23 protein-coding genes are annotated in these 25,111 nt (G+C 32.7%); 14 read left to right on the top strand and 9 right to left on the bottom strand.

The window, feature by feature from the left end; genetic code table 11:
- Positions 1–27: 27 nt before the first annotated feature.
- The gene (locus AC5ZCW_RS03825) at positions 28–1,101 is read right to left on the bottom strand and encodes a trypsin-like peptidase domain-containing protein (RefSeq protein ID WP_496118046.1); all 1,074 of its coding nucleotides are present in this window, start codon (positions 1,099–1,101) and stop codon (positions 28–30) included.
- 32 nt (positions 1,102–1,133) lie between these two features.
- Positions 1,134–2,372 (bottom strand): type III secretion system chaperone family protein, encoded by a 1,239-nt coding sequence (locus tag AC5ZCW_RS03820; protein ID WP_496118044.1) that lies wholly within the window; start codon positions 2,370–2,372, stop codon positions 1,134–1,136.
- 228 nt (positions 2,373–2,600) lie between these two features.
- On the opposite strand from AC5ZCW_RS03820, the gene AC5ZCW_RS03815 reads away from it, so the two are divergent.
- The 5 genes from AC5ZCW_RS03815 to AC5ZCW_RS03795 all read left to right on the top strand — a co-directional run bounded on the left by AC5ZCW_RS03815 (position 2,601) and on the right by AC5ZCW_RS03795 (position 8,494).
- A complete protein-coding gene (locus AC5ZCW_RS03815) occupies positions 2,601–4,142 on the top strand; it encodes a glycine--tRNA ligase (protein ID WP_343540963.1) in 1,542 nt (513 codons plus the stop codon).
- Positions 4,143–4,412: 270 nt separating this feature from the next.
- The gene (locus AC5ZCW_RS03810) at positions 4,413–5,231 is read left to right on the top strand and encodes a LytR/AlgR family response regulator transcription factor (RefSeq protein WP_496118042.1); all 819 of its coding nucleotides are present in this window, start codon (positions 4,413–4,415) and stop codon (positions 5,229–5,231) included.
- 176 nt (positions 5,232–5,407) lie between these two features.
- On the top strand, positions 5,408–5,653 hold the full coding sequence (locus AC5ZCW_RS03805) for a hypothetical protein (protein WP_496118040.1): 246 nt from the start codon (positions 5,408–5,410) through the stop codon (positions 5,651–5,653).
- A 287-nt stretch (positions 5,654–5,940) separates the two neighbouring features.
- Entirely contained in the window at positions 5,941–7,806 is a 1,866-nt protein-coding gene (locus tag AC5ZCW_RS03800) for a tetratricopeptide repeat-containing sensor histidine kinase (protein ID WP_343540968.1), read from the top strand.
- The gene (locus AC5ZCW_RS03795; RefSeq protein ID WP_496118037.1) at positions 7,796–8,494 is read left to right on the top strand and encodes a response regulator; all 699 of its coding nucleotides are present in this window, start codon (positions 7,796–7,798) and stop codon (positions 8,492–8,494) included. Before AC5ZCW_RS03800 ends, AC5ZCW_RS03795 begins: the two co-directional genes overlap by 11 nt.
- A gap of 98 nt (positions 8,495–8,592) precedes the next feature.
- On the opposite strand, the gene AC5ZCW_RS03790 is transcribed toward AC5ZCW_RS03795, so the two are convergent.
- Together AC5ZCW_RS03790 and thiL are read right to left on the bottom strand one after the other, a co-directional pair.
- Positions 8,593–8,802: a hypothetical protein gene (locus AC5ZCW_RS03790; RefSeq protein ID WP_496118035.1), complete on the bottom strand. Its 210-nt coding sequence runs from the start codon at positions 8,800–8,802 to the stop codon at positions 8,593–8,595.
- 26 nt (positions 8,803–8,828) lie between these two features.
- Positions 8,829–9,875: a thiamine-phosphate kinase gene (gene thiL / locus AC5ZCW_RS03785; RefSeq protein ID WP_496118033.1), complete on the bottom strand. Its 1,047-nt coding sequence runs from the start codon at positions 9,873–9,875 to the stop codon at positions 8,829–8,831.
- A gap of 401 nt (positions 9,876–10,276) precedes the next feature.
- Here thiL and AC5ZCW_RS03780 point away from each other — a divergent pair, with 401 nt between their 5' ends.
- Both AC5ZCW_RS03780 and AC5ZCW_RS03775 read left to right on the top strand, forming a co-directional pair.
- Positions 10,277–10,756, top strand: coding sequence for a DinB family protein (locus AC5ZCW_RS03780; protein WP_177211700.1), 480 nt, complete (start codon positions 10,277–10,279; stop codon positions 10,754–10,756).
- 47 nt (positions 10,757–10,803) lie between these two features.
- A complete protein-coding gene (locus AC5ZCW_RS03775; protein ID WP_496118031.1) occupies positions 10,804–11,301 on the top strand; it encodes a DinB family protein in 498 nt (165 codons plus the stop codon).
- A 38-nt stretch (positions 11,302–11,339) separates the two neighbouring features.
- Here the strand turns inward: AC5ZCW_RS03775 and AC5ZCW_RS03770 are convergent, their stop codons facing one another.
- Positions 11,340–12,299 (bottom strand): helix-turn-helix transcriptional regulator, encoded by a 960-nt coding sequence (locus tag AC5ZCW_RS03770; protein ID WP_496118029.1) that lies wholly within the window; start codon positions 12,297–12,299, stop codon positions 11,340–11,342.
- 202 nt (positions 12,300–12,501) lie between these two features.
- Between AC5ZCW_RS03770 and AC5ZCW_RS03765 the strand changes: the two genes are divergently transcribed.
- The 3 genes from AC5ZCW_RS03765 to AC5ZCW_RS03755 are packed head-to-tail and all read left to right on the top strand — an operon-like array spanning position 12,502 to position 14,829.
- Positions 12,502–13,245, top strand: a complete 744-nt coding sequence (locus AC5ZCW_RS03765; protein WP_496118027.1) for a prolipoprotein diacylglyceryl transferase — start codon at positions 12,502–12,504, stop codon at positions 13,243–13,245.
- Complete coding sequence (locus AC5ZCW_RS03760) at positions 13,235–14,626, top strand: radical SAM protein (RefSeq protein WP_496118025.1); 1,392 nt, start codon at positions 13,235–13,237, stop codon at positions 14,624–14,626. The genes AC5ZCW_RS03765 and AC5ZCW_RS03760 overlap by 11 nt, the downstream gene beginning before the upstream one ends.
- A gap of 5 nt (positions 14,627–14,631) precedes the next feature.
- Complete coding sequence (locus AC5ZCW_RS03755) at positions 14,632–14,829, top strand: hypothetical protein (protein ID WP_281634199.1); 198 nt, start codon at positions 14,632–14,634, stop codon at positions 14,827–14,829.
- 58 nt (positions 14,830–14,887) lie between these two features.
- On the opposite strand, the gene AC5ZCW_RS03750 is transcribed toward AC5ZCW_RS03755, so the two are convergent.
- Positions 14,888–15,508 carry an outer membrane beta-barrel protein gene (locus AC5ZCW_RS03750; RefSeq protein ID WP_281634198.1) on the bottom strand — a complete coding sequence of 207 codons (621 nt, stop codon included), beginning with the start codon at positions 15,506–15,508 and terminating at the stop codon, positions 14,888–14,890.
- 239 nt (positions 15,509–15,747) lie between these two features.
- A complete protein-coding gene (gene lepA, locus AC5ZCW_RS03745) occupies positions 15,748–17,544 on the bottom strand; it encodes a translation elongation factor 4 (RefSeq protein WP_343540980.1) in 1,797 nt (598 codons plus the stop codon).
- 500 nt (positions 17,545–18,044) lie between these two features.
- Here lepA and AC5ZCW_RS03740 point away from each other — a divergent pair, with 500 nt between their 5' ends.
- Entirely contained in the window at positions 18,045–18,239 is a 195-nt protein-coding gene (locus tag AC5ZCW_RS03740; protein WP_343540982.1) for a hypothetical protein, read from the top strand.
- Between the two features lie 54 nt (positions 18,240–18,293).
- Here AC5ZCW_RS03740 and AC5ZCW_RS03735 read toward each other — a convergent pair whose 3' ends face one another.
- Complete coding sequence (locus tag AC5ZCW_RS03735; protein ID WP_343540983.1) at positions 18,294–18,995, bottom strand: NUDIX hydrolase; 702 nt, start codon at positions 18,993–18,995, stop codon at positions 18,294–18,296.
- Between the two features lie 35 nt (positions 18,996–19,030).
- On the bottom strand, positions 19,031–19,747 hold the full coding sequence (locus tag AC5ZCW_RS03730; RefSeq protein WP_177211709.1) for an NUDIX hydrolase: 717 nt from the start codon (positions 19,745–19,747) through the stop codon (positions 19,031–19,033).
- 428 nt (positions 19,748–20,175) lie between these two features.
- On the opposite strand from AC5ZCW_RS03730, the gene AC5ZCW_RS03725 reads away from it, so the two are divergent.
- Genes AC5ZCW_RS03725 through AC5ZCW_RS03715 form a run of 3 tightly spaced genes read left to right on the top strand, consistent with a single transcriptional unit; the run spans position 20,176 to position 25,102 of the window.
- Positions 20,176–20,343, top strand: coding sequence for a hypothetical protein (locus tag AC5ZCW_RS03725; RefSeq protein WP_281634194.1), 168 nt, complete (start codon positions 20,176–20,178; stop codon positions 20,341–20,343).
- A gap of 44 nt (positions 20,344–20,387) precedes the next feature.
- Positions 20,388–23,516, top strand: coding sequence for a SusC/RagA family TonB-linked outer membrane protein (locus tag AC5ZCW_RS03720; protein ID WP_496118021.1), 3,129 nt, complete (start codon positions 20,388–20,390; stop codon positions 23,514–23,516).
- 11 nt (positions 23,517–23,527) lie between these two features.
- On the top strand, positions 23,528–25,102 hold the full coding sequence (locus AC5ZCW_RS03715) for a RagB/SusD family nutrient uptake outer membrane protein (protein ID WP_496118019.1): 1,575 nt from the start codon (positions 23,528–23,530) through the stop codon (positions 25,100–25,102).
- Positions 25,103–25,111: the final 9 nt, after the last annotated feature.

Genomic DNA, 25,111 nt, shown 5'->3' with positions numbered 1-25,111 from the left:
TTAGGTTTTAGATAAAAGCTTGTTTTTTTAACTGTTTAATTTGGCTGTGCTTGCAAATCCACATCCGTAAGTTTCATTTAAATAATTATCCATAAAATCAGCTTTTTCAGAAAGTCCAATTAATTTGTCTAATTCCTGTTGCCCATATTTTTTATTAAAAAGATCTGTATAATGTGTTCTATATGTTATATAGATGGTCTTCTCCCAGGTTCCAAGATTATAAGGGAAATTTTCATTAGATAAAATGTATCTCATAATTGGCTCAAGATTTCCTGTTGGAAGTTCATTGATTGGGGAATTTGCGCAAACAAAATTTGTATTGTAAATGTAGATTCTAATTAATGTACTTCCTTGGTAAAATTGCCAGTACTCATATCCGTCTCTTGCTAAAATCGGATTAATTCCTTTTGTAATCATACCGCTTTCGATTTTTTGGGCCAACTCCGTAATTTCGTTTTCACTAAACAGGTTTTTGTCTATTTCAACCCCACAATTATCGCAGTATTCCGTTTCTTCTTCTATGCAGCAACTGCAACTGTTGCATACAACCGAAAAACTTTCGGGATTTTCTTTTTTGTAGATATCTAAAATCGTTAAAAGACGATCAACAGGAACTGTAAAACCAATATTATCAGCATCTGTAAATTTAGAAGTATTGATTCCTACAATTTCTCCTGCGCTATTAATTAAAGGTCCTCCAGAATTTCCTGGATTTATTGGTGCATCTGTTTGAATGTATTTTTTTCCTTGAAAAAGCTGATCAGGTGCAGAAATAATTCCTTTAGTTTCTGTGTAAGGCAACCCATAAGGATATCCAAGCGCATAGACTTCATCTCTTGATTTTAATGTTGAAATGTCTGATAAAATTAACTCAGGTAAATTAGAAAAATCCTCATTTACTCTTATTATTGCAATGTCTTCAGATTGGCTGATCATTACAACAGTTCCTTCGTAGCTATTTTTGTCAAATGTTTCTACACAAACTTTTTTATGACCTTCAACAACATGATGGTTGGTAATTAGCGCATTAATGTCAGACAAATAAAATGCCGATCCAGAACCAGCAGCTGTTCTTATTTTAAATATTGATTGTTGTTTCATTTTTATTAAACTTTGATGTAATTTTATTATTCTTATTTGCCAAATCCTGACAAAAATCCTGAAAGCATATTTTTATACTGTTTTACACACTCCTGAATGTTTTGTGTGCTATCATCTAATGGATTGTTTGGCTCGGGAGTATTTTTAAAAATAAAATCTTCGCCTGTATTCTGGTAAAAGAAATCAAGGACTTCAATTAAAATTTCAGCAGCTTCTTGCCAGCTTTTTTGAGATGCTTCTTGAAGCCCATACAGCATTACTTTTTCATCTTTACTTTCAATATTAAAGTAAGACAAAGCATAATACAAGGCATAATAGCTATTAAAAGCAGATTCTGTAAAATTTTCAACACTATAGTCTTCCTCAGAATTTTCAAGATATCCTTCTACCCAACTTTCAAGCTGCGTTCTGTTTGTTGTTCTTTTATTTGAGATTAAATTGAAAGTTACATTGCAATAATCATTAAAATCTTCAATTAGAATTTCTTCTACAAATTTGAAAAATACTCTTCCAGCCTTCAACTTATCAATCATATTGATGCTTCGATCGTATATAATGTCAATGGTTTCGTCCATTTTATTTAAAAGAATACCAGTAGGATTGCAGTATAAACGAATTTGATTTATTCCAATAAAAACACTGTCGATAGCATTATTTAAATTTCTTTTGGTTTCAAAATGCTGTATGTTTTCAACTCTTTCAATCGCAATTTCTTTGCATACTTTTAGGTATTCGGCCAATTTTTCATTATCATAGTTGCCCACCATTGGTTCTACAATACGTTCAGCACTAAATTTTGTCACAAATTCATCGTCATATTTGTCAGCGTTGAAGGTTATATTTCTTAAAATGTCATATAATTTCCACGGATTGCATAGCTCTAAAGGCATATCATACACAAACTTCATTTCATTATCCTGTAGTTTAATATTAGGAAGAGTCATGTATGAGAAGTTTATTTCGCTGCTTTTTCTTAAAATTGGAATAAATTTAGCCTCAGGTAATTTTATAAATGGAGCTTCTATAAAAAGATGGTTGTTTTCTATCTTTAAAATAATAATTGAGGAACCATGAGGAATGGTAAAAATAGTTTTCTCTGGATTTGAGTATTGTTCGTAAATATTGGGATCAAGATAATTTAGAAAATCTACCAATGATTCTTTGTGATTTTCTTTTTCATAGTTATCTACGCAAGAGTTCCATGCGGAGATGTTAAGTTCTTTATATAAACTTGAGTTTATAGGTGAATAATAGGAAATGCTTTTTTTCATAAGAATAGTATTATTTTTTCTTACAAAAATATATACTTTTTTCTTATAAAAAAATGATTGGTTTATTTTAACTTATATCTAATTAAGATTATACAGTTTTAAGAAAATGAAATGTCTCAAAAATACAATTTCAATAAATATCTTTATTTCTAACCAGTTAACATTTAAAGATGTAAAAGTTTAATTAAATACAAAAAGTTAATACACTTTTTATATTTTTGCATCACTATGGCAAAACAAGAAGATATATTTAAGAATGTGGTTTCGCACGCAAAAGAGTACGGATTTATTTTTCCGTCAAGCGAAGTTTACGATGGTTTAAGTGCTGTATACGATTACGCACAAAACGGTGTTGAATTAAAAAAGAATATCCGTGAATATTGGTGGAAATCAATGGTTCAAATGAATGAAAATATTGTCGGCCTTGATGCTGCAATATTGATGCATCCAACAACTTGGAAAGCTTCTGGTCACGTTGACGCTTTCAATGATCCATTAATTGATAATAAAGATTCTAAAAAGAGATATAGAGCTGACGTTTTGGTTGAAGATTTTGCTGAAAAAATTCACCAAAAAGCACAAAAAGAAATTGACAAAGCAAAAGCTCGTTTTGGCGACGCATTCAACGAACAAGAATTTGTAACTACAAATGCTCGTGTAATTGAATATTTAGCTAAAGAAAAAGAAATCAGAGAGCGTTTAGGTCGTTCTTTGGGAGCAGGTGATTTGGCCGATGTAAAAGCATTGATTGAAGAGCTTGAAATTGCTGATCCTGAAACTGGTTCTAAAAACTGGACAGAGGTTAAGCAATTTAACTTAATGTTCGGAACAAAATTAGGTGCATCTGCAGAGAATGCAATGGATTTATATTTGCGTCCAGAAACGGCTCAAGGTATTTTTGTGAACTTCTTAAACGTTCAGAAATCAGGCCGTATGAAAGTTCCTTTTGGAATTGCTCAGACAGGTAAAGCTTTCAGAAATGAAATTGTTGCAAGACAATTTATTTTCCGTATGCGTGAGTTCGAACAAATGGAAATGCAATTTTTTGTACGTCCAGGAGAAGAAATGAAATCATACGAGTACTGGAAAGAAACTCGTTTAAAATGGCATTTATCTTTAGGGTTAGGAAAAGAAAATTACCGTTTTCATGATCATGAGAAATTAGCGCACTACGCAAACGCAGCAGCTGATATCGAATTTAATTTCCCATTCGGATTTAAAGAATTGGAAGGAATTCACTCGCGTACAGATTTCGACTTAAAAGCGCATGAAGAATATTCTGGAAGAAAATTGCAATATTTTGATCCAGAATTAAACGAAAACTATGTTCCTTACGTAGTAGAAACTTCTGTAGGTTTAGATCGTATGTTCTTGGCAGTTTTTGCTACTTCATTAAAAGAAGAAACATTAGAAGACGGTTCTACAAGAACAGTTTTAAAATTACCGGCAGTTTTAGCGCCAACTAAAGCGGCAGTATTGCCATTAGTTAAAAAAGATGGTTTGCCAGAAGTTTCAAGAAAAATCATCGAAGATTTGAAATGGGATTTTAATGTGGCTTATGATGAAAAAGATGCTGTAGGACGTCGTTACAGAAGACAAGATGCTTTAGGAACGCCTTTCTGTATTACAGTAGATCACCAGACACTTGAAGACGAAACAGTAACAATTCGTCATAGAGATACAATGAAACAAGATCGAGTAAAAATTACTGAATTAAGAGGAATTATCGAAAACGAAGTTTCGATGAAAAACTGGTTAATGAGAATGTAATCTTTACAGTTTATTATAGAAGTCCCAAATTCCATAAAGGAGTTTGGGATTTTTGATTTTAAAAAACAGGTATTTTATCGGTTTTTTTTGCATTTCATCCTTATGTATCAACATTTTGACTTAATGTGTTAACAATGAAATGTTTAAAAAGCTTAAATGCGTAATTTTAAATTTGTATTAGCGCAAAAACCAATTTTTTTTCTCCACATTGCAATTAAAAGCTTTTTTTTGAGTATGATTGCGCCGTGAGAAAACCAACAAAACCCAAAATTGAAAAAGTATTCGTATATTATAATTGATGATGACGCTGAGAGTATTTTGAAAACCCAAACAACCGCTTCAGGTTTTTCAGAATTATCTTTTATGGCTTCGGCTTCAAATTTTCAAGAAGGTTTAGACTTGGTTTTAGAAAACAAACCAGCTTTGATTTTTCTCGAAATCGAACCCAAAAATCTGTCAAGTCATTTGTCTTTGGCTTTTATAAGCGAATTGCACCGTTTCTTTCAGGAAATTCCCAAAATTATAATTACTACAAATACAAAAGAAAAATCTTTTGATGCAATTCAATATGGTGTCTTTGATTATCTTTTAAAGCCTGTTGCGCATGTTGAGCTTCTAAAATCGGTTTTAAGGCTTAAAAAAGCCAATTTGGATAGCAAAACACCGCAATTTCTAGAAGAGCCAACTTCTATCGTAATTGATAATGTAAATAACGTAACGATTCCTCAAAATATCGAAAGACCATTAACCATTTGTATAAAATCGTATGGAGATTACCGGTATTTAAATGCTGAAGATATCTGTTACTTTCAAGCCGACAATAACTCTACCGATATTTATTTGAATAGTGGTGAAATGATTACGGCCTTTAAAACGTTAAAGCATTTTGAAAGTGTTTTGACGTATCCTTTTATCCGCATTCATAACAGTTATGTGATAAATCGAAACTATATTTCGAGGATTCATAGCGGAAACTCAATCTGTTACATAAAAAATTCCACAAAAAAGATTCCTTTTTCTAAAACCTATAGAGCAAATGTAGAGCAGATTATTGCCGATTTTGCAGCAGGAAATTATCTAGAAGTCTAAAAACTAGATGTTTACACGGATTTGCTATCCATTGACTATCAATTGGGTATGATTTACCATAAACCCAATTTTTCGTATAAATTTTTTTTGACCCCGGTATTAGTTTTACAATCTGATTCGCAGCAGACAGCGAATCATCTCCAAAAAATAATACAAAACATATAAAACCTCAGGTCATGAAAAAAACAGCTTTAACATTCGGATTATTCTCATTAGTAATAGTTGCAACTTCTTTTGCAAACCCAACAGTTTCTAATTCATCAGCAAAAAAAGGTATCGATATTTTTGATACAGATACAGATGGAACTGGTCATGGTACAAGCGGAAGACGTAAAGGAGATGACTTTGCTCAAACTAAAAACATTTCAAACAACTTTAATGCAGATAGTCAATATACAAGATCTACAGTAAAAGTAGACTAATAAGAAAATTAGAAATATAAAGAAAAGGCTGTCAATTTTTTGGCAGCCTTTTTTTTCGTCCATAGTTTTAGTATTTTTGGTGAAACTCCAAAAAGCTATTGAAAAGCAAACTGCTAATATTATTCTTTTTATGCATTGTTTTTTTTGGTTGTACCAAGAAAACCGAAAGTGATAAAGATGTGCATTTATCAAAAGATAGCCTATCTTCTTATTTATCATTAGCTAATGATATCAGTCTCCCATATAAATATAAGCAAAGATATAATCTAAAAGCATTTGCGATAATTATGAGACAAAAAGATGACTCATTAAATAAAGTCAATCTTTTTAAAATAGCCAATCGATATTACAATATGAATGATTGGAAGTCTTATAAACAAACTACAAAATTAATTTTAGAGAGGGCACAAAACTCGAAAGACTCTGTACACATGGCAAAAGCCTACAGTTATTTAGGGGATTATTATGAAAGTCAATCTATATCTGACAGTGCTTTCTTGAATTATTTTAAAGCAGAAAAGATCTATCTAAAGATTAATGATAAATTAAATTTAGCTAAAACTTTTGTAAGCAAAGGAAACCTTCAGTATAATGAGGGGGATTATTTTGAAAGTGAAATTAGTGTTTTTAAAGCCCTCCGAATTTTAAAGAAAGAAACAAATGTAAATAATCAGCTTTATGATTGTTATAATTTATTGGGGATACTTTACAATGAGCAAGAAGAATTTGATAAATCTCTGGATTTTCATGAATTAGCACTGAATATTCTATCTGACAAATCGATTCCGTCAGATTATCAGTTGAAGGCAACGTCATTAAACAATATTGGGTTTGTTTATTTGAGAATGCATAATTATAATAAAGCAAAATTGTATTTTCAAAAAAGTATAGAGCAGAAAAATTTGTATCAAGAAAATACGACTTTATATGCTATTGTTTTAGATAATTTGGCTTATTCAAAATTTAAATTAAAAGAATCTGAAAGCATGCCAAAATTGTTTTATGATGCCTTAAAGATTAGAGATAGTTTAGGACTCAAATCAGGAGTTGTATTAAATAAAATACATCTGTCCGAATACTATGCTTTTAAAAAAGATACCTTGCGAGCAATACAATTTTCAAAAGAGGCATTAGACATTTCTAGAAGTACAGATAAATTAGCTAATACCTTAGGTGCTCTCCAGCAAATCGCAATTGTCGATCCAAAAAACGCTTCTGTTTATTCGAAAGAATATATTCAATTGAATGATAAAATGCTTAAAGCGGAGCGCAAAATGGGAGAAAAATTTTCCCGTATTGAATACGAAACCAACGAAATTAAAGATCAGAATTCCAGTCTTCAGGAAAAAAATAAAACTTTGGTTTATGTATTTAGTATTTGTACATTGCTCGGGTTGTTTTTTTATGTTTATAAAACGCAACAGGCCAAAAACCGTGAACTTCTTTTTAAGCAGCAGCAGCAGATTGCAAATGAAGATATTTACAATTTGATGATTTCGCAACAAAACGAAATTGAGCTTACGAGATTAAAAGAAAAGAAAAAGGTGGCGCAGGAATTGCACGATGGTGTTTTAGGACGGATGTTTGGTATTAGAATAAGCCTTGATAGCTTAGATAAACTAGACGAATCTGAAGCTATTTCTAAAAGAAAAAAATATCTTGCTGAACTAAAAAATGTTGAACAGGATATTCGCGAAATTTCGCATGACTTAAATAGAGAAAAATCGGAATTAATTAATAATTTTGTTTCGATTTTAAATAAACTATTTGAAAATCAGATAAATACGTATAGCTCGAAATTGATTACTGTTTTTGATCCTGAGATTAAATGGGATTTAATAAGTAATATGGCCAAAATTAATTTGTATAGAATTGTTCAAGAAGGGCTCCAGAATTGTAATAAATATGCGAAAGCTGATATTATTAGAGTAGCGTTTAAAAATGTAAATAATAATCTGGTTTTAACAATCGAAGATGACGGAATTGGATTTAACGCCAATAAGACTAAGAACGGAATTGGTCTGCATAATATTGAATATAGAGCAACAGAGTGTAAGGGAACAGTTACCATAAAATCTGCCAAAGGAGAAGGAACAATTCTGACCATAAAAATCCCAATAGAGCCAAATAACAACCTGCATAATGACATTTGATTTACCAGCTTCAGTTCCACAATTAGTTACTAAGAATATTCTAATAGTAGATGATCATCCTTTTATTATTGAAGGATATAAAAATGCTATAACTCGTTATAATCCAAAGCAATATGGGTTTTTAATTTCGCAAGCACACGATTGTAGATCAGGTTATGATATAATAGAAAATAATAACACACCTGATTTTGATATTGCTTTTTTGGATATCAGTATGCCTCCGTATGAAGAAAAAGAGATTTTTTCTGGCGAAGATTTGGCAAAATTGCTTTTAAAGAAAATGCCTTCTTGCAAGATTATACTTTTGACGATGTATACCGAATTGCTGAAAATTAAAACCATTATCAGAACGATTCAGCCCAATGGATTAATCATTAAAAATGACCTTACTTTTGACGAATTGCTTCTAGCTTTTGATAAAGTCATGAAAAATGAGAAATATTATAGCCAATCGGTTATAAAAATGCTGAATCAATCCACGCACAATGCAATCGAGATAGATCAATACGATAAACAGATATTAATTCATTTGGATAAAGGAACTCCAATTCATGAAATGCTGGAAAATATTCCGATTTCTCTAAATGCAATTCAAAAACGAAAAAAACATTTAATGGAACTGCTAAAAATAAGAAACGGTTCTGATCAAGATTTGGTCAAAGAAGCAAAAAGCAAAGGGCTTTTTTAGAGGTAAAATTCCAATGTTGAAATTCCACAAAAACGAAATAAAAAAATCCAAATTCCAACATTAGTATTGGAATTTGGATTTTTTTTATTCTTTTAGCATCAACATGTATAACTTAAAATACCTTTTAAGAGAAATAAAACTCCTGCAACAACTAATACTAGAGCAGCAAACCAAGCTTGTAAATCTTTTGAATTGGAAAATAAATTAACATTTTTTCTAAAAAAACCATTATTTACTTTATATAACCATTTTGAGTAAACAAGACCAATAAGGAAACTCACAAATGGTAAAATAATGTTCTGTATCATGGCTTTTGCTTAGAGTTTCGTTAGAATTATTCAGTCAAAGCATCCCATCCGCGGGCTTTTAAAGCAATTTTTGTGTTGGCACGTGTTACAAGATGTATTCCTTCATTTTCTTCTGCCATGTGACCGATAACAGAGAAATTCGGATTTCCTTTTATTTTGTCAAAATCATTAATGTCAATTGTAAATAAAAGCTCATAATCTTCACCACCGTTTATGGCAACTGTTGTACTGTCGATATTAAATTCTTCGCAAGTAGAAATAAACTGCGGATCTAATGGCAATTTGTCTTCATATAAATTACAACCCACTTTTGATTGTTTACAGATATGGATAATCTCAGAAGATAATCCGTCTGAAATGTCAATCATTGAAGTTGGTTTTATATCTAAAGCATGAAGTAAGGTACGAACATCTTTTCGTGCTTCAGGTTTCAATTGGCGTTCTACCAAATAAGTATAAGGATCTAAATCTGGCTGATTGTTTGGGTTAACCTGGAAAACTTGTTTTTCGCGTTCCAAAACCTGCAGTCCCATATAAGCGGCACCTAAATCTCCGGTTACGACTAGCAAATCAGTTTGTTTGGCTCCGTTTCTGTAAACCAATTCATTTTCATCAGCTTCTCCAATTGCTGTTATACTGATAATTAATCCTTTTTGCGATGAGGTTGTGTCTCCGCCAATAACATCAACTTTATATTCTTTTGCTGCGTGCGCAATTCCTGCAAACAATTCTTCTAAAGCTTCAAGTGGAAAACGATTAGAAACTGCAACCGAAACCGTAATTTGAGTTGGTTTTGCATTCATCGCACAAATATCAGAAACATTCACTACAACTGCTTTGTATCCTAAATGTTTTAAAGGCATGTAAGCCAAATCAAAATGAACTCCTTCAATCAGTAAATCGGTAGAAACTACTACTTTTTTGTCTTTAAAATCAAGAACAGCTGCATCGTCACCAATACTTTTTAAAGTAGATTCCTGAGTAACGTCAAAGTTTTTGGTTAAATGGTCAATTAAACCGAATTCACCTAATTGAGCTATGCTAGTTCTCTGCTGATTTTTATCTTCAATCATTTCTGTTAAGTTCCAAAGTTATTAAGGTGCAAAGGTACAAAGGTTTTTTTTAAAGATGCTAAGATTCTGAGATACTAAGGTTCTAAGTTTTTTTTGTATCAGATTTACATTGCTGTCTAAAAAATCAATTGCCTCCTGCTTTAGCTGGAGACCAGCTTAATGCAAACATAAAAAGGCTTTAGCCGAACATTAACGTTTTGGCTAAAGCCTTTTTTCATAATCCTTCTTCCCCCAGCTAAAGCTGGAGGTAATTCAAAAAAACAAATTAACACAGTATCTATATGGTATTGCGTTTCTACGGCAGAAAAAAATATTTTAAAATTTATTTTTTGCTGCTGACAAACTGTTGTCACCGGCCCATTTTACTTTTGAAGTATTAAAAATATTTAAACTTTAAAACCATGAAAACATTAGAAGCACAAGTTATTACTTCAGAAGATTTATTGAAACACTGGCAAGGGCATAGAGCACTTACACGTCGTTTAATTGAGATTTTTCCAGAGAAAGATTTCTTTGAATTTTCAATTGGCGGAATGAGACCTTTCTCAAAATTGGTAGATGAGCTTTTGGCTATTGCAGTTCCAGGTTTAAAAGGAATTGTAACGAAAGAAACTGCACCATTTGCAGAAGGAACTGAAAAACTAATTTTCAAAGCGCAATATCTTGAAAAATGGGATGAAGCTACTGCAGAAATCAATAAATATTGGGAACAATTATCAGTTGAGGATTTTAGCGAAACCTTTAATCTTTTTGGACAATATGAATTTCCTGTAATTCAGAATATCTTATATTTTATTGATAATGAAGTGCATCATCGTGGACAAGCTTATGTTTATTTAAGAGCATTAAATATCGAACCGCCATTTTTCTGGGAGAGATAATTGATAATTTTTTACTAACTTAATATCAGAAATCTAAAATTAAGACTATGAGTTTAAAGAAGATAATGTCCAATTTTGCAGATTATAATTTATGGGTAAACCAGCAATTTGTAAACTGGCTTTCGCCAAAAGCAGATGAATTGCTTTATGCAGAACTTCAATCGAGTTTTTCTACTATCATGAAAACGCTAGATCATATCTGGTCTACAGAAGAATATTGGTTTTCGGTAATTTCTGAAAATGATTTGGCAGAAAAGAAGCCCGAAAGCGAATTGTCAAAAGAAGAAATATTTGCTGGATTATTAAATTCGTCTACAAGATTGAAACATCTTATCAATTCATTGTCAGAAGAAGATTTGATAAAAGAAGTAAAAATTACAAATCCGTGGTTTGAATGCGAATTGCCAATTTCTGAATATTTAATTCAAGTAATCAATCACGGCACTTATCATCGAGGCCAGATTGTAACAATGGGACGAAATATCGGAATTACAGATGCTTCAAACACCGATTATAATTTCTATAATGTTATAAAACAGAAATAAATGAAAAAACTCCTGAGATACTACTCTCAGGAGTTTTTTTATAAAAGTCTCTTTCTGTTAATTTCCAATAATTCCAAGACATTGGTTTTTAATATTTCAGGCTCGAGAATTTCTGCATAATCTCCAAACATCAAAAACCATCTCGGAAAAGCATTATTGATATCTCTGGACATAAAAGTCATTTCGATTTTTTCTCCTACATCTTTTTGAGAAATAAAGCCATGATATTTTCTTTCGGTTGCTAAATATCGCGCTATTTTGCGGTCAATTAAAATGCGAACTTTTGTTGTTGGACAAGTTTCAGTTTTAGTTAAATAGGTTTCCAGTGCATCGTGTTCGATTGTAAAATCTACATCTGTTTTTTTAATTCCTTGAATTCTATCAGTTCTAAATTGTCTGTAATCTTTTCGAAGATGGCAGTATCCAAGAAAATACCAATTGTTATTATCATGAAAAACCCCTACAGGTTCAAGATTACGTTCTGTGGTTTCGTCTCTCTCAAAAGTTTTATAAGTCAGAAGAATTTGTTTTTTTTCTGCAATTCCTTCAAAAAGAACAGCCAAAGTATTTGGTGAATTATCATTAAACATCGGTTCTGCATCCTGCATTACAATTCTTGATTCAATGTTCGAAAGGTAATCTTTGTCGTTACTTCTTAAAACTGATTTCAGTTTGTACATCGCCGACGCATAATGTGTTCCCAAAGAAGGATCGGTAAACTTTTGCATTAATTTTTCGGCAGCAATAAAACTGCTGACTTCTTCGCGAGTGAACATTACAGGTGGAAGGCGATATCCATCCATCAGCGCATAACCAACACCAGCTTCACTATAAATAGGAACTCCAGACGCTTCCAAAGTTCTGATATCTCTATAAATCGTTCTCAAACTGCACTCAAAACGATCGGCCAATTCTTGCGCTTTTACAATCTTTTTAGATTGCAATTGAATAAGAATGGCAACAATTCGGTCAAATCGTTTTGGGGTTTCGTCTAGCATTTTTTTAAAGATTCTAAGGTTCTGAATTGCTGAGATTCTAAGTTTTTTGCTGATGCAAAGATTCAAAGATACAAATGTAAAAACTAAAGAGAATCAAAAAACCTGTTCCAAATTGAAACAGCTTTTACTTTATAGGTCGAATGAATTTAAACATTTTTTTTGCATCTTTACAGAATTATAGTATTAAATTTTAAAATATCGAATGAAGCTTCCTTTTGAACCGGTTATTTTTGGTTATGAAATTAATATCCATTTAGTTCTAGAATATTTGGCTTTTTTTTTAGGATACCGATATTATGTTTTTTTGAGAAAAAGAACGAATGATACTATTGTTTCCACAAACAGGTTATCGATTATTTTGGGTGCAGCAATTGGTGCTTTTTTGGGTTCTAGAATTATGGGATTTTTAGAAAATCCTGTTTTTCATCTAGATGCAAGATCAATTTTGGAATTCTTTAATGCCAAAACAATTATGGGAGGATTGTTTGGCGGATTATTAGGAGTTGAAATTGCTAAGAAGATTATTGGCGAAAAAGAATCATCGGGCGATTTATTTACTTTTCCGATTATTCTAGGAATTTTTATAGGCAGAGTTGGCTGTTTTTTATCTGGAACCAATGAGTTTACGTACGGAAAAGAAACGACTTTTTTTACGGGGATGAATCTTGGCGACAATATTATGAGGCATCCAATTGCTTTATACGAATTAATTTTTCTAATTGTTCTGTTTTTTCTTTTGAAGAAATTGAAAACAAAAAATCTAAAAAACGGCTTGCTATTTCAGTATTTTATGATTGCCTATTTTGCGTTTCGCTTTTTTGTAGAATTTTTAAAACCAAATCATTTCCTGATTTTTGGCATAAGTTCAATTCAGATCTTATGTTTAATTTGTCTGCTCTATTATAACAAAACAATTTTAAATTTATTTGTAAAAAATGCCAGTTAGAAAATATACTTATTATGATTTTACATTAAGCCTTTGTCCAGAATGCTTAAAGAGAATTGATGCTAAAATTGTTTTTGAAGACGAGAATGTCTACATGCTTAAAAGATGTCCAGAACATGGAAATTCTAAGGTTTTAATTGCTGACGATATTCAGTATTACAAGAATATTCGAAACTACAATAAACCCTCTGAGATGCCATATACTTTTAATACAAAAACGCATTATGGTTGTCCGTATGACTGTGGTTTATGTCCAGATCATGAGCAGCATTCCTGCCTAACAGTTGTTGAGATTACTGATCGATGTAATCTGACTTGTCCAACATGTTATGCAGGCTCGTCTCCGAATTACGGAAGACACAGAACTCTGAAAGAAGTAAAAGCTATGCTCGATACAGTTGTTAAAAATGAAAAAGAACCAGACGTAGTGCAGATTAGTGGAGGAGAACCAACCATACATCCTGAATTTTTTGAAATTTTAGATTATGCAAAATCAATTCCGATAAAGCATTTAATGCTAAATACAAATGGAATTAAAATTGCAAAAGACAAAGAATTTGTTCAACGACTAAAAAGCTATTCTCCAGATTTTGAAATCTATCTTCAGTTTGATTCTTTTGAAGATAGTGTATTGCAAGAGTTGCGTGGAGCTGATTTAAGTGAAATACGGAAACAGGCTTTAGAAAATCTAAATGAAGTTAATTTGTCTACAACTTTAGTTGTCACGCTTCAAAAAGGATTAAATGATCATGAAATTGGTAAAATTATTGAGTTTGCACTAAAGCAAAAATGTGTTCGAGGCGTTACATTTCAGCCAACTCAAATTGCGGGCCGATTGGAGAATTTCAATTTAGAAACCGATCGTATGACTTTAACAGAAGTAAGAAGAAAAATTCTGGAGCAGACTACAGTTTTTAATTCAGATGATTTACTTCCTGTTCCTTGTAATCCAGATGCTTTGGTAATGGGTTATGCTTTGAAACTGGGAGACGAAGTTTTTCCGCTAACACGATATATTAATCCGAACGATTTATTAGACAATAGTAAAAACACTATTATTTACGAGCAAGATGAAGTACTTCGTGGTAAAATGATAGATTTGTTTAGTACAGGAAATTCTGTAGAAGTAGCGCAGGAAAATTTGAAATCGATATTATGTTGTCTTCCTAATATTGATGCGCCAGAACTTGGTTATGACAATTTGTTTCGAATTATCATAATGCAGTTTATTGATGCCTACAATTTTGACGTGAGAGCAATAAAAAAATCGTGTGTTCATATTGTCAATAAAGACAATAAAATAATCCCGTTCGAAACAATGAATTTGTTTTACAGAGATGATAAAGTAAAAAGGCTAGAAGAATTAAGAACTAATGTATAAAGCATATGATAAGATTAGAAGTTGGTAATTTAGGTGGTTTAGTCGCATTTTTTATAGCGATTATGGTTGGGCCACCAATTTTGATGGCAATCATTGGTTTTGCAATCAGGAAAAACAGTCCGAATGGAGCAAAGATTTGCTTTATTATTGGAGCGTTATATTTAATTATTGGATTAGGAATATGCGGAACACTTATGTCTTAAGAAAAACCCTCAATAAACTAAATTATTGAGGGTCTTAAAGTATATTATTATAAGTGGATTAAAATCTAAACAATAATCCGAATTTTGGTTGATCGAAGATGTTTTCAAATAAATTGATGTTTAATTGGAAAGTATCTGAAGATGGACCATTTTCTGGAGAAACACTGTTGTATGATAATAAATTAGCAAGAGTAAAAGTAACCGCAATGTTTTTAGTCACGAAGTAATTTAAACCAACATTGATATTGGCTGTTAGACTATTGCTATCATCTGTACCAGTAATTGGACTTTCGTATTTATTTCTGCCGTATCCTAAACCTACTTCTCCATAAGCTTTGAATCGTTTTTTATCGAGTTCCAATACATAGTATCTTGCGAAACCACCGATTCCAAAAATATTAGTTTTTTCATCGGTTGCTTCAACTTTATTGCTAGAATAGCTCACTTGTCCTCCAACGGCAAATTTATCATTAAGAAAATATCCAAATTTGGGATTAAAAGCATAATAGTCTTGATCGCCTCCCGTACTAATTTGTATTGCACCTTCTATAAACATATCGCCATGTGCAAAGGTGATTCCTTTTGCAGAATTCATTTCAGAATTAACCTGATCTTCTTGTTGCGCATTTGCAAAGTAAAAACTAAATAAAGCTAAAATAATTGAAAATTTGGTTTTCATAATCTTACAGTTTTAAAGTTGTAAGATTAAAAATACAATTTTATCTTAAAATTAACTTTAAGTTTTTGTAAAAGCGTTAAAAAACAATCGATTAAGTTAATATTTTTATAAAAAATAGGTTTTAACCTACATTTTTTAAAAGATCAGAAACGGATTATATTCGAACAAAAAACCCGATAACGAAAGTTATCGGGTTTAATCTATATTCTTGTTTCTTTCTTCTATTTAAAAGAAAAGACTTAGTCATTCAATTTCAAAACAGCCATAAATGCTTCTTGAGGAATCTCAACGTTTCCTACTTGACGCATACGTTTTTTACCTTTTTTCTGTTTTTCAAGAAGTTTACGCTTACGCGAAATATCTCCACCATAACATTTTGCAGTAACGTCTTTACGAAGTGCTTTAATGGTTTCACGAGCAATAATCTTAGCTCCAATTGCTGCTTGAATCGGAATGTCAAATTGCTGTCTTGGAATTAATTCACGCAATTTCTCAGTCATTTTCTTACCAATATTGTAAGCGTTATCTTCATGGATCAATGCAGAAAGCGCATCAACTGTTTGTGCGTTTAAAAGAACGTCAAGTTTAACCAATTTTGAAGTTCTCATTCCGATTGGAGAGTAATCAAAAGAAGCGTAACCTTTAGAAACTGTTTTTAAACGATCGTAGAAATCGAATACAATTTCTGCCAAAGGCATGTCGAAATTCAATTCAACTCTTTCTGTAGTTAAATACGTTTGGTTTGTAATTAAACCACGTTTTTCGATACATAAACTCATTACGTTTCCAACAAAGTCAGATTTTGTAATAATCGTAGCTTTAATAAAAGGCTCTTCAACTCTGTCAAGTTTTGAAGGCTCTGGTAAATCTGAAGGGTTGTTTACAACAATAGCTTTTTCTGGCTCTTTTTTGGTGTAAGCCAAATACGAAACGTTAGGAACCGTAGTAATTACAGTCATATCGAACTCACGCTCTAAACGCTCTTGGATAATTTCCATGTGAAGCATTCCTAAGAATCCGCAACGGAAACCAAATCCTAATGCCGCAGAACTTTCAGGAGTAAAAACTAACGAAGCATCATTCAATTGTAATTTTTCCATTGAAGAGCGCAAATCTTCATAATCTTCTGTGTCTACAGGATAAATACCCGCGAATACCATTGGTTTTACATCCTCAAAACCAGCAACCATATTTGTTGTAGGAACTTTTGCATCTGTAATCGTATCACCAACTTTTACTTCGCGCGCTTCTTTGATTCCAGAAATCAAATAACCAACATCTCCTGCTGAAACTACATTTTTAGGAACCTGATTTAGTTTTAAAGTTCCAATTTCGTCCGCAAAATATTCGTTGTCGGTAGCCATAAATTTAATTTTCTGGCCTTTTTTGATTTCACCATTTACAACTCTAAAGATTACCTCAATTCCGCGGAACGGATTGTAAACCGAGTCGAAAATTAACGCTTGTAATGGTTCTTCTGGATTTCCTTTTGGAGCAGGAATTTTTTCGATAATGGCAGCAAGAATGTTCTCAACACCAAAACCAGTTTTTCCTGAAGCATGAATAATATCTTCTAATTTACATCCTAATAAATCGATAATATCATCGCTAACTTCTTCAGGGTTTGCACTTGGTAAATCGACTTTATTCAAAACCGGAATGATTTCTAAGTCGTTCTCAAGTGCTAAATATAAATTTGAAATTGTTTGTGCCTGAATACTCTGAGCCGCGTCAACAATTAATAACGCTCCTTCGCAAGCAGCGATAGATCTTGAAACTTCGTATGAAAAATCTACGTGGCCTGGAGTATCAATCAAATTCAGAATGTATTCTTCACCTTTGTAGGTGTATTCCATCTGAATAGCATGACTCTTAATGGTGATTCCACGCTCACGCTCCAGATCCATGTTGTCAAGCAATTGTGCTTTTTCTTCACGAGCTGTAACGGTTTGTGTTGCGCCTAGTAATCTGTCCGCCAATGTACTTTTACCGTGGTCAATGTGTGCAATAATGCAAAAGTTACGAATCTTCTTCATTTTAGTATATCAGTTCTCTATCGAGTTTTAAGTATTTTTTTGCTGTAAAATGCGCTGTAGCAATCGTTTTAACGTATCTTATCAAGTGGCAAAGATAGCGCAAAGTTTTGGATTCTGGAATTTAGTTGCACGATTTTGAAATTTGAAGTCAAAAAGCTGTTTTTCAGTGTCTAAACGTATCTATTCTATTTAAATTACTGTTTCGCATTCAATCAAAAACTTGAAGAATGTTTGCTTTTATAGATTTATTTCAATTATTGTTTATTGAAAAAATGTTAAAAATGAATTTTAGCCGAGTAATTTGTAAAATTTGTGCGAATAATTGTCGGTTTAATTAAATATGAGTATACTTGTAGTCATTGTAACTATAAGATTGATCAGCTTTGGTTTTTGTATTGTTTTCTTAAAATTTATCTGTGCACTAGATACATCTTCGAAAATGATAGAATGAATTTTACTATTTACTAATTTAACCCCAACAAATTATGAAAAAACAAACTATGCAGCTTGCCGCTAAATTTGGCAGGCTTTCTAACGAAGAAATGAAAAATATAACTGGCGGCGTAACACCCGTTGGCCGATTTACAGTTCCTACAAGTATTTGTGCCTCGGGATATGGTTTGGTGGCAACGGGTTGTCAGGGAACTTCTTATCCTATGCTTGATGGTTATACTTGTGTGTTGACTTGTTTATAGCCAAATTGAATTCAAATAAAAAAGAGACATCAATTATTGATGTCTCTTTGTGTTTTAGAACTCAAAATTAAACCCTTTTTCAGTCAGTTTTTTATAAATATCAGGATCAAATTTGTAGAGTTTTGCTGCTCTGTGTGATACGTCCTGTTGTTTTTCGTCGAGAGCTACTAATAATTTCATGTGCAAAATTTTTCGTCTAAAATTAGATTTATCCAATTCGATTCCTAAAATTTCTTCATACAAATGCATTAGTTGCAATAGAGTGAATTTTTCTGGAAGAAGGTTAAAACCAATTGGAGCCTGACGCACTCGGTTTCGCAACTGCAATAAACTGAAATCAAGAATTTCGTTATGATCAAAAATCAGCTCAGGAATTTCATTTATTTTGAACCACTTTGCTTCAAAAACCCTTAAACTGGCTTTAATATTATAATCTTCTCTGTTGACCAAAGTATAATAGCCAATAGTAACCACGCGTCTTTCTAGTACACGTTGCGGATTTGTAAATGCTTTTAACTGTTCCAAATAGATATTTTCAAGACCCGTAAGTTCCTGTAAAATTCGTTGAGCAGCATTATCTGCGCTTTCGTCTATTTGAAGCCATCCGCCAAGAAGTCCCCATTTGCCTTTACTTTCACCCTCGGCGTGCTGTACCAATAGCACTTCGAGACTCTCTTTGTTAAATCCGAAGAAAACACAGTCAATCGTGATTCCGTCTACGGCTGGTTTGTGGTGGTTATTAGTTATTTCAGTCAATTTGTTGTTGTCGTGTTAATATTGTGTATTGAAAATTAGAACTCAAAATTGAATCCTTTTTCAGTTAATTTCTCATAGATTTCAGGATCAAACTTATACAACTGAGCCGCTCTGTGCGAAACATCTTGTTGTTTTTCGTCTAAAGCAACCAACAGTTTCATGTGAAGAATTTTTCTTCTAAAGTTGGGTTTGTCCATTTCAATTCCTAAAATTTCTTCATAAAGTTGCATTAATTGCAATAAGGTAAATTTTTCGGGAAGCAGATTAAATCCGATTGGCGTTTGGCGCACTTTACTTCTGAGGTGTTTTATACTGTAATCTAAGATCTCGTTATGGTCATAAATCAAATTCGGAATGTTATCAATTTTATACCATTGCGCATCCGAAGCTGTAAAACCTGCTTTAATATTATAATCTTCTCTTTTTACAAGAGCATAATACCCAATCGTAATAACGCGTCGCAGCGGAAAACGATCTGGATCTCCAAATGCTTTCAGCTGTTCCAAATAAATGTTATCAAGACCGGTAAGCTCATTCAATAAGCGGTGAGCCGCATTGTCTGTGCTTTCCTTTTTATAAATCCATCCACCCGGAAGTCCCCATTTTCCTTTACTAATACCTTCGGCATGCTGCACCAAAAGCACTTCAAGACTGCCTTTGTCGAAACCAAAAATGACACAGTCAATCGTGATGGCATTCATCGCACTGTTTTCATTTTTTTGAGCAGTTTTGTCGTCTACATTTTCAACCATATATGAGATAAATTTTGACAAATTAAATAAATAAAATGATTATTAGCCTTTTTGAAAGCCTTATATTTTTTTTTAACGAAACAAAAAATTGATAATCAGGCTTTTAAAAATAAGTGTGAAAAGCGCTTGAATTCAGAAGATTTCTTAAACGACTGATTGTCAATTTTATAAATCGTTGTTTTTTCTATATTTTTTATTTCAATTCTACTTTAGATTTTACAACATTAATAAAAATGGATTAGGATTAATCAGAATCGAAAAAAAATAACCCTAATATTTTGTTAATATAGAAAATTTGTTTTACACTTGTAGTCAAATTTACCATAAGATAAATTCAAATTGACCATAAGCAAAAATAGGACAAACATACACTTAACTTAAACTTACCACAAATGTTTTTTCTAAAAATTGATTTAAATAGCTTTTTGATGAGATTACCATCATCAAATTCTACCAAAAGAATTGATTTTGATGTTTTAGAAATGCTTGTTTTTAAAACGCCTGTTTATAGTCAGCAAGTACTAAATGTTGGAAATGAGATTCAGGCCCTCATTTTTGGCGTGACCTGCTTGGGAAGTTTTCCAGATTTCTCCTAGGGTAAGAAAAACTAACTATAACTTAAACTTAATCAATTCTTATTATGAAAAGCAAAAATTGTATTAAAACAACAAAGCTTCCATATTTTATGGCGGTGCTGCTTAGCGTATTTATGATGCAGTTTGGATTTGCTCAAGAATCTAAAACTGTAAGTGGGACAATTACCTCTTCCGAAGACGGATTTGGAGTTCCAGGAGCAACTGTACTTGTACAGGGAACAAAATCGAGTGCTGTTACCGATTTTGACGGAAAATATAAAATTGAAGCCAAAACAGGCGATGTTTTAGTAATTACCTTCGTGGGATTTAAAACAAAGAATATTACAGTCGGTACTCAAAAAGTAGTCGACGCTGTTTTACAGCCAGAAACTGCAGAACTTAAAGAGGTTGTAGTAATTGGATATGGATCACAGAAGAAAACATTAGTCACTAATGCTGTAACTCAGGTAAGTGGTGAGAGCCTGACAAAAACAAATACTACAAATGCGCTTCAGGCACTTCAAGGTCAGGCAGCGGGTCTTCAAATTACTTCTACTTCTGGACAACCAGGAGAAAGTCTGAATGTGGTAATTAGAGGAGTGGGTTCAACAGCAGGAAGTAATCCGCTTTATGTTGTAGATGGAGTTCTTACTGGAGATATTTCTTACTTGAATAACTCTGATATCGAATCTATTTCTGTTTTAAAAGATGCTGCTTCGGCGGCGATCTATGGTTCGCAAGCTTCGAATGGAGTTGTATTAGTAACAACAAAAAAAGGGAAACGTGGCACAACAGGACAAATAACATTTGATCAGTATTATGGCGTTCAGTCAGTAGCGAGAAAAGTAGATTTGCTTGACGCTAAAGAATATGCAACAATATTAAATGAAGCAAGAGTTAACTCTGGTAATACCCCATATTTTACTAATGCTCAAATTGCTGGAATGGGTTCTGGAACAAATTGGATGGATAAAATGCTTACAGATAATGCTGCAACTAAGAATTTCTCTTTTGGAGCGTCTGGAGGTTCTGACACTTCGGTTTATTCGGCTTCATTATCTTATTTGGGGCAAGAAGGTGTAGTTGGAGGTAAAGATTTGTCAAACTACGAACGTTATAATTTCAGATTCAATTCAGAGCATAAATTATACAAAGATGTTGTGACATTTGGAGAGAATTTGAGTTTTGCGTACATTAATAAAAATGGAATTGGTGTTGGTAATCAATATAATAACTCTCTTAGAGGAGCTTTTCAAGCAACACCTTTGCTGCCAATGTACGATGCAAACGGCAACTATTTTGATACTTCTAACAGTACAGAACCATGGTTGACAGGAATGGCAAATCCTTATGCTTTAATGGTTTATAATAATCAAAACGAAAGCGATAGCCAAAAATTATTAGGAAATGTTTACCTACAGATTCAGCCAATTAAAAACCTAACTTTTAAAACAACTTTAGGTTTGGATTATAATGTAAATGAAGGACACTCTTATTCTCCAATTTACAGATTGTCAATTTATGCTAATAGTGCTTTTGATAGGGTAAATCAGAACATGAATAAAAGTACAAGTATAAACTGGGACAATTTATTAACCTATAAGTTTAATGTATCAGATAATCATCATTTTGAAGCTTTGGCTGGTACATCTTATATCAATTATAATACAACTTCTGTAGAGGCGGCAAATGCTGATTCTGTTTTTAACGATTTAGAGCACGCCTGGATTGACAATACAACAAATAAAGACGGAGCAAGAATGTCAATGAAAGGAAGTAAGTTTGAGAATATCCTAATGTCTTATTTTGGAAGATTAAACTATAATTACAAAGAGAAGTATTTATTAAATGCGACTCTTAGGGCTGATGGTTCTTCTAAATTTGCGCCAGGAAATCAATGGGGATATTTTCCATCAGTTTCTGGAGGTTGGGTAGCTTCAAACGAAGATTTTTTGAAGGATTCAAAAGTATTTAATTTCTTAAAATTAAGAGCAAGCTGGGGTCAGGTAGGAAACCAAAGTATTAGATCATTTCAATATTTATCTTTAATAAAATCAAATTATACTAATTACACTTTTGGTGATAAAGAAGGTGCCTTAACACCTGGAGCATACCCTGAGAATATTGCAAATCCAAGCCTTAAATGGGAAACTTCAGAACAGATTGACCTTGGTTTTGATGCCAGATTTTTAGACAATGCATTGAGTGTAAACTTTGATGTTTATAAAAAGACAAACAAAGACTGGTTAATTTTAGCGCCAATCTTAGCAACGGCTGGTGCGAACGCACCATTTATTAACGGAGGAGATGTAGTTAATAAAGGAGTAGAGTTAAGTTTGAGCTATCAAAATAAAATTGGAGATTTTAACTACAGTGTGAGTGCAAACGGTGCTTACAATAAAAACACTGTTGGACAAATTCCAAATGCAGACGGAATTATTCATGGTCTGAGCGGTGAACTTTATGATAACTCGGGTGAATTTTATAGAGCAGAAAACGGACATCCGTTAGGATATTTCTGGGGATACAAAACTGGAGGAGTATTTCAGAATCAGGAACAAATTAACAATTACAAATCGGCAAACGGAGTGGTTTTACAACCAAATGCAGCTCCTGGAGATTTGATTTATGTGAATACAAATGGAGATGATAAAATTGATGCTTCTGATAAAACAAGCATCGGAAATCCAAATCCTGATTTCACTTACGGTTTCTCTATTTCGGCTAGTTATAAAGCCTTCGATTTTTCGCTTAATGGAAATGGAGTAGCAGGAAATCAAATTGTACAATCGTATAGAAACCAAGCAAACACTTATGGTAATTATACTTCAGCAATATTAAGCCGCTGGCATGGAGAAGGATCTTCAAACACAATGCCTAGAGTAACTGAAGATAACCGAAACTTTACACAATTTTCAGATCTATACGTTCAGAATGGGGATTTCTTAAGAATCAACACGGTTACACTTGGATTTGATTTAGCAAAAATGAAACAGTCAAAATCATTTTTTGCAAGCCAGTTTAGAGTTTATTTCTCAGTATTGAACCTTTATACTTTTACGAAGTATGATGGAATGGATCCTGAAATAGGATTTGGTTCTTCTAATGATGATCAAAAGTTTTCATCAGGGGTTGATGTAGGTTACTATCCAAGACCAAGAACATATATGTTAGGTCTAAATGTTAAACTTTAATACATAAAAAAATGAAAAAGACTTATTTATATATTTTCTGTTTGGGTTTACTTTCTCTTGCATCTTGCAGTTTAGAAACAGAACCACTTACACAACAGACAGATGGGAATTTTTATAAAACCACAGATGATGCTTATACAGCATTAGTAGGTTGTTATGACGGAATGCAGGTGGCTACAGGAGCTGCTGGTTTAGGAGTTCCAGTAATTAGCGAAGTAATGTCTGATGATTGTTTTGGAGGAACAGGAAACTCAGATGGTTACAATTATGCTGCGATTGATGAGTTCAACATTCAACGTTCGCCATCGGATATTGATATGTTAAACAATAACTGGATAGCTTACTATAAAGCACTTTATCGTTGTAATGTCCTTTTGTCAAAAATGGATCAAATTGACTGGAAAGGGGATACTACTTTAAGAAATACTTACGAATCTGAAACAAGATTTATTAGAGCCTATTTATATTTTGAAATGGTTCGTCTATGGGGAAATATTCCATTATTGACTAAACCTTCAACAGAAAATATTCCACAGGCAAATCCAGATGATGTATATAAAGTAATTGCAGAAGATTTAGTTTTTGCATCAGATCATTTACCATCAGCAGCTTACAGTGCAACTGTTAGCGGCCGTATTACAAAATGGGCAGCAAAATCTTTGCTTGGACGTGTTTACCTATACTACACAGGATATTATGGTAAAACCGATTTGGTTGGAGTAGTAACTAAAGCACAAGCACTAGCACATTTGGAAGATGTTATAGCAGGAAGCGGACATGGTTTGGTTGATGACTTTTCTACACTTTGGCCTGCAGCTTCAGTTGACAAATATGCAGGTGAAAGCAATAAAGAATTTGTATTTTCTATAAAATATACTTACACAAGTGATTATAACGGAAATACTGATGGTAACCACTGGTTAGTAATGTTCGGAATGAGAGAATTCTCTTCTTATCCATACGGACGTGGTTGGGGTGTGACTGTAAATTCTAAATTATGGAATGCATACACAGCAAATGATACAAGACGTGTTTCAACTGTGATAGGAATAAATGAAGAAAAAATTCCATTTGATAAAATAAATAATCAGCGTGAATATACGGGTTACTACAACAAAAAGTATACACCGATGGTTGATAAAGATGGAAAAGACCTTCCATTAACAATGGGAAGCCAGTATTGGGACATCAGCCAATTTCAAGATTATGTGGTTTTGAGATATTCTGATGTACTTTTAATGGCAGCAGAATTAGGAAGTGGTAATGCACAATCTTATTTTGATGACGTAAGAAGAAGAGCTTACAAAACTGCATTCACTTCTATTCCTGTTAATTATGATAATATCATGAACGAAAGACATTTAGAATTCGCTCTAGAAGGAGTTAGATATTGGGATTTACTTCGTCAAGGAATTGGCAAAGCATCTTCAACTATCGCAGAAACTACAACTTTACTTAACGGAGGAGTACAGACTACAAAAACAATTTCTTCAGTAAACATCCAAAATACAAAAGGATTACAGCAAATTCCAAATACACAGATAACATTATCTAATGGAGTTTTAAAACAAAATGCAGGCTGGTAGTTTTAATTA

This window comes from Flavobacterium sp. PLA-DH12 (assembly GCF_059511845.1).
The sequence above is the reverse complement of the archived record's forward strand: the minus strand, read 5'-3'. Positions and strand labels throughout refer to the sequence as shown.

What these genes read in the sequence shown, in the direction of transcription:
- AC5ZCW_RS03730 (WP_177211709.1), bottom strand. Translation starts at nt 19,747, where the DNA reads ATGGTTGAAAATGTAGACGACAAAACTGCTCAAAAAAATGAAAACAGT.
- lepA (WP_343540980.1), bottom strand. Translation starts at nt 17,544, where the DNA reads ATGAAGAAGATTCGTAACTTTTGCATTATTGCACACATTGACCACGGT.
- AC5ZCW_RS03770 (WP_496118029.1), bottom strand. Translation starts at nt 12,299, where the DNA reads ATGCTAGACGAAACCCCAAAACGATTTGACCGAATTGTTGCCATTCTT.
- AC5ZCW_RS03725 (WP_281634194.1), top strand. Translation starts at nt 20,176, where the DNA reads ATGAGATTACCATCATCAAATTCTACCAAAAGAATTGATTTTGATGTT.
- AC5ZCW_RS03765 (WP_496118027.1), top strand. Translation starts at nt 12,502, where the DNA reads ATGAAGCTTCCTTTTGAACCGGTTATTTTTGGTTATGAAATTAATATC.
- AC5ZCW_RS03820 (WP_496118044.1), bottom strand. Translation starts at nt 2,372, where the DNA reads ATGAAAAAAAGCATTTCCTATTATTCACCTATAAACTCAAGTTTATAT.
- AC5ZCW_RS03805 (WP_496118040.1), top strand. Translation starts at nt 5,408, where the DNA reads ATGAAAAAAACAGCTTTAACATTCGGATTATTCTCATTAGTAATAGTT.
- AC5ZCW_RS03750 (WP_281634198.1), bottom strand. Translation starts at nt 15,508, where the DNA reads ATGAAAACCAAATTTTCAATTATTTTAGCTTTATTTAGTTTTTACTTT.
- AC5ZCW_RS03755 (WP_281634199.1), top strand. Translation starts at nt 14,632, where the DNA reads ATGATAAGATTAGAAGTTGGTAATTTAGGTGGTTTAGTCGCATTTTTT.
- AC5ZCW_RS03780 (WP_177211700.1), top strand. Translation starts at nt 10,277, where the DNA reads ATGAAAACATTAGAAGCACAAGTTATTACTTCAGAAGATTTATTGAAA.
- AC5ZCW_RS03795 (WP_496118037.1), top strand. Translation starts at nt 7,796, where the DNA reads ATGACATTTGATTTACCAGCTTCAGTTCCACAATTAGTTACTAAGAAT.
- AC5ZCW_RS03790 (WP_496118035.1), bottom strand. Translation starts at nt 8,802, where the DNA reads ATGATACAGAACATTATTTTACCATTTGTGAGTTTCCTTATTGGTCTT.
- AC5ZCW_RS03800 (WP_343540968.1), top strand. Translation starts at nt 5,941, where the DNA reads ATGAGACAAAAAGATGACTCATTAAATAAAGTCAATCTTTTTAAAATA.
- thiL (WP_496118033.1), bottom strand. Translation starts at nt 9,875, where the DNA reads ATGATTGAAGATAAAAATCAGCAGAGAACTAGCATAGCTCAATTAGGT.
- AC5ZCW_RS03775 (WP_496118031.1), top strand. Translation starts at nt 10,804, where the DNA reads ATGAGTTTAAAGAAGATAATGTCCAATTTTGCAGATTATAATTTATGG.
- AC5ZCW_RS03815 (WP_343540963.1), top strand. Translation starts at nt 2,601, where the DNA reads ATGGCAAAACAAGAAGATATATTTAAGAATGTGGTTTCGCACGCAAAA.
- AC5ZCW_RS03760 (WP_496118025.1), top strand. Translation starts at nt 13,235, where the DNA reads ATGCCAGTTAGAAAATATACTTATTATGATTTTACATTAAGCCTTTGT.
- AC5ZCW_RS03825 (WP_496118046.1), bottom strand. Translation starts at nt 1,101, where the DNA reads ATGAAACAACAATCAATATTTAAAATAAGAACAGCTGCTGGTTCTGGA.
- AC5ZCW_RS03715 (WP_496118019.1), top strand. Translation starts at nt 23,528, where the DNA reads ATGAAAAAGACTTATTTATATATTTTCTGTTTGGGTTTACTTTCTCTT.
- AC5ZCW_RS03740 (WP_343540982.1), top strand. Translation starts at nt 18,045, where the DNA reads ATGCAGCTTGCCGCTAAATTTGGCAGGCTTTCTAACGAAGAAATGAAA.
- AC5ZCW_RS03720 (WP_496118021.1), top strand. Translation starts at nt 20,388, where the DNA reads ATGAAAAGCAAAAATTGTATTAAAACAACAAAGCTTCCATATTTTATG.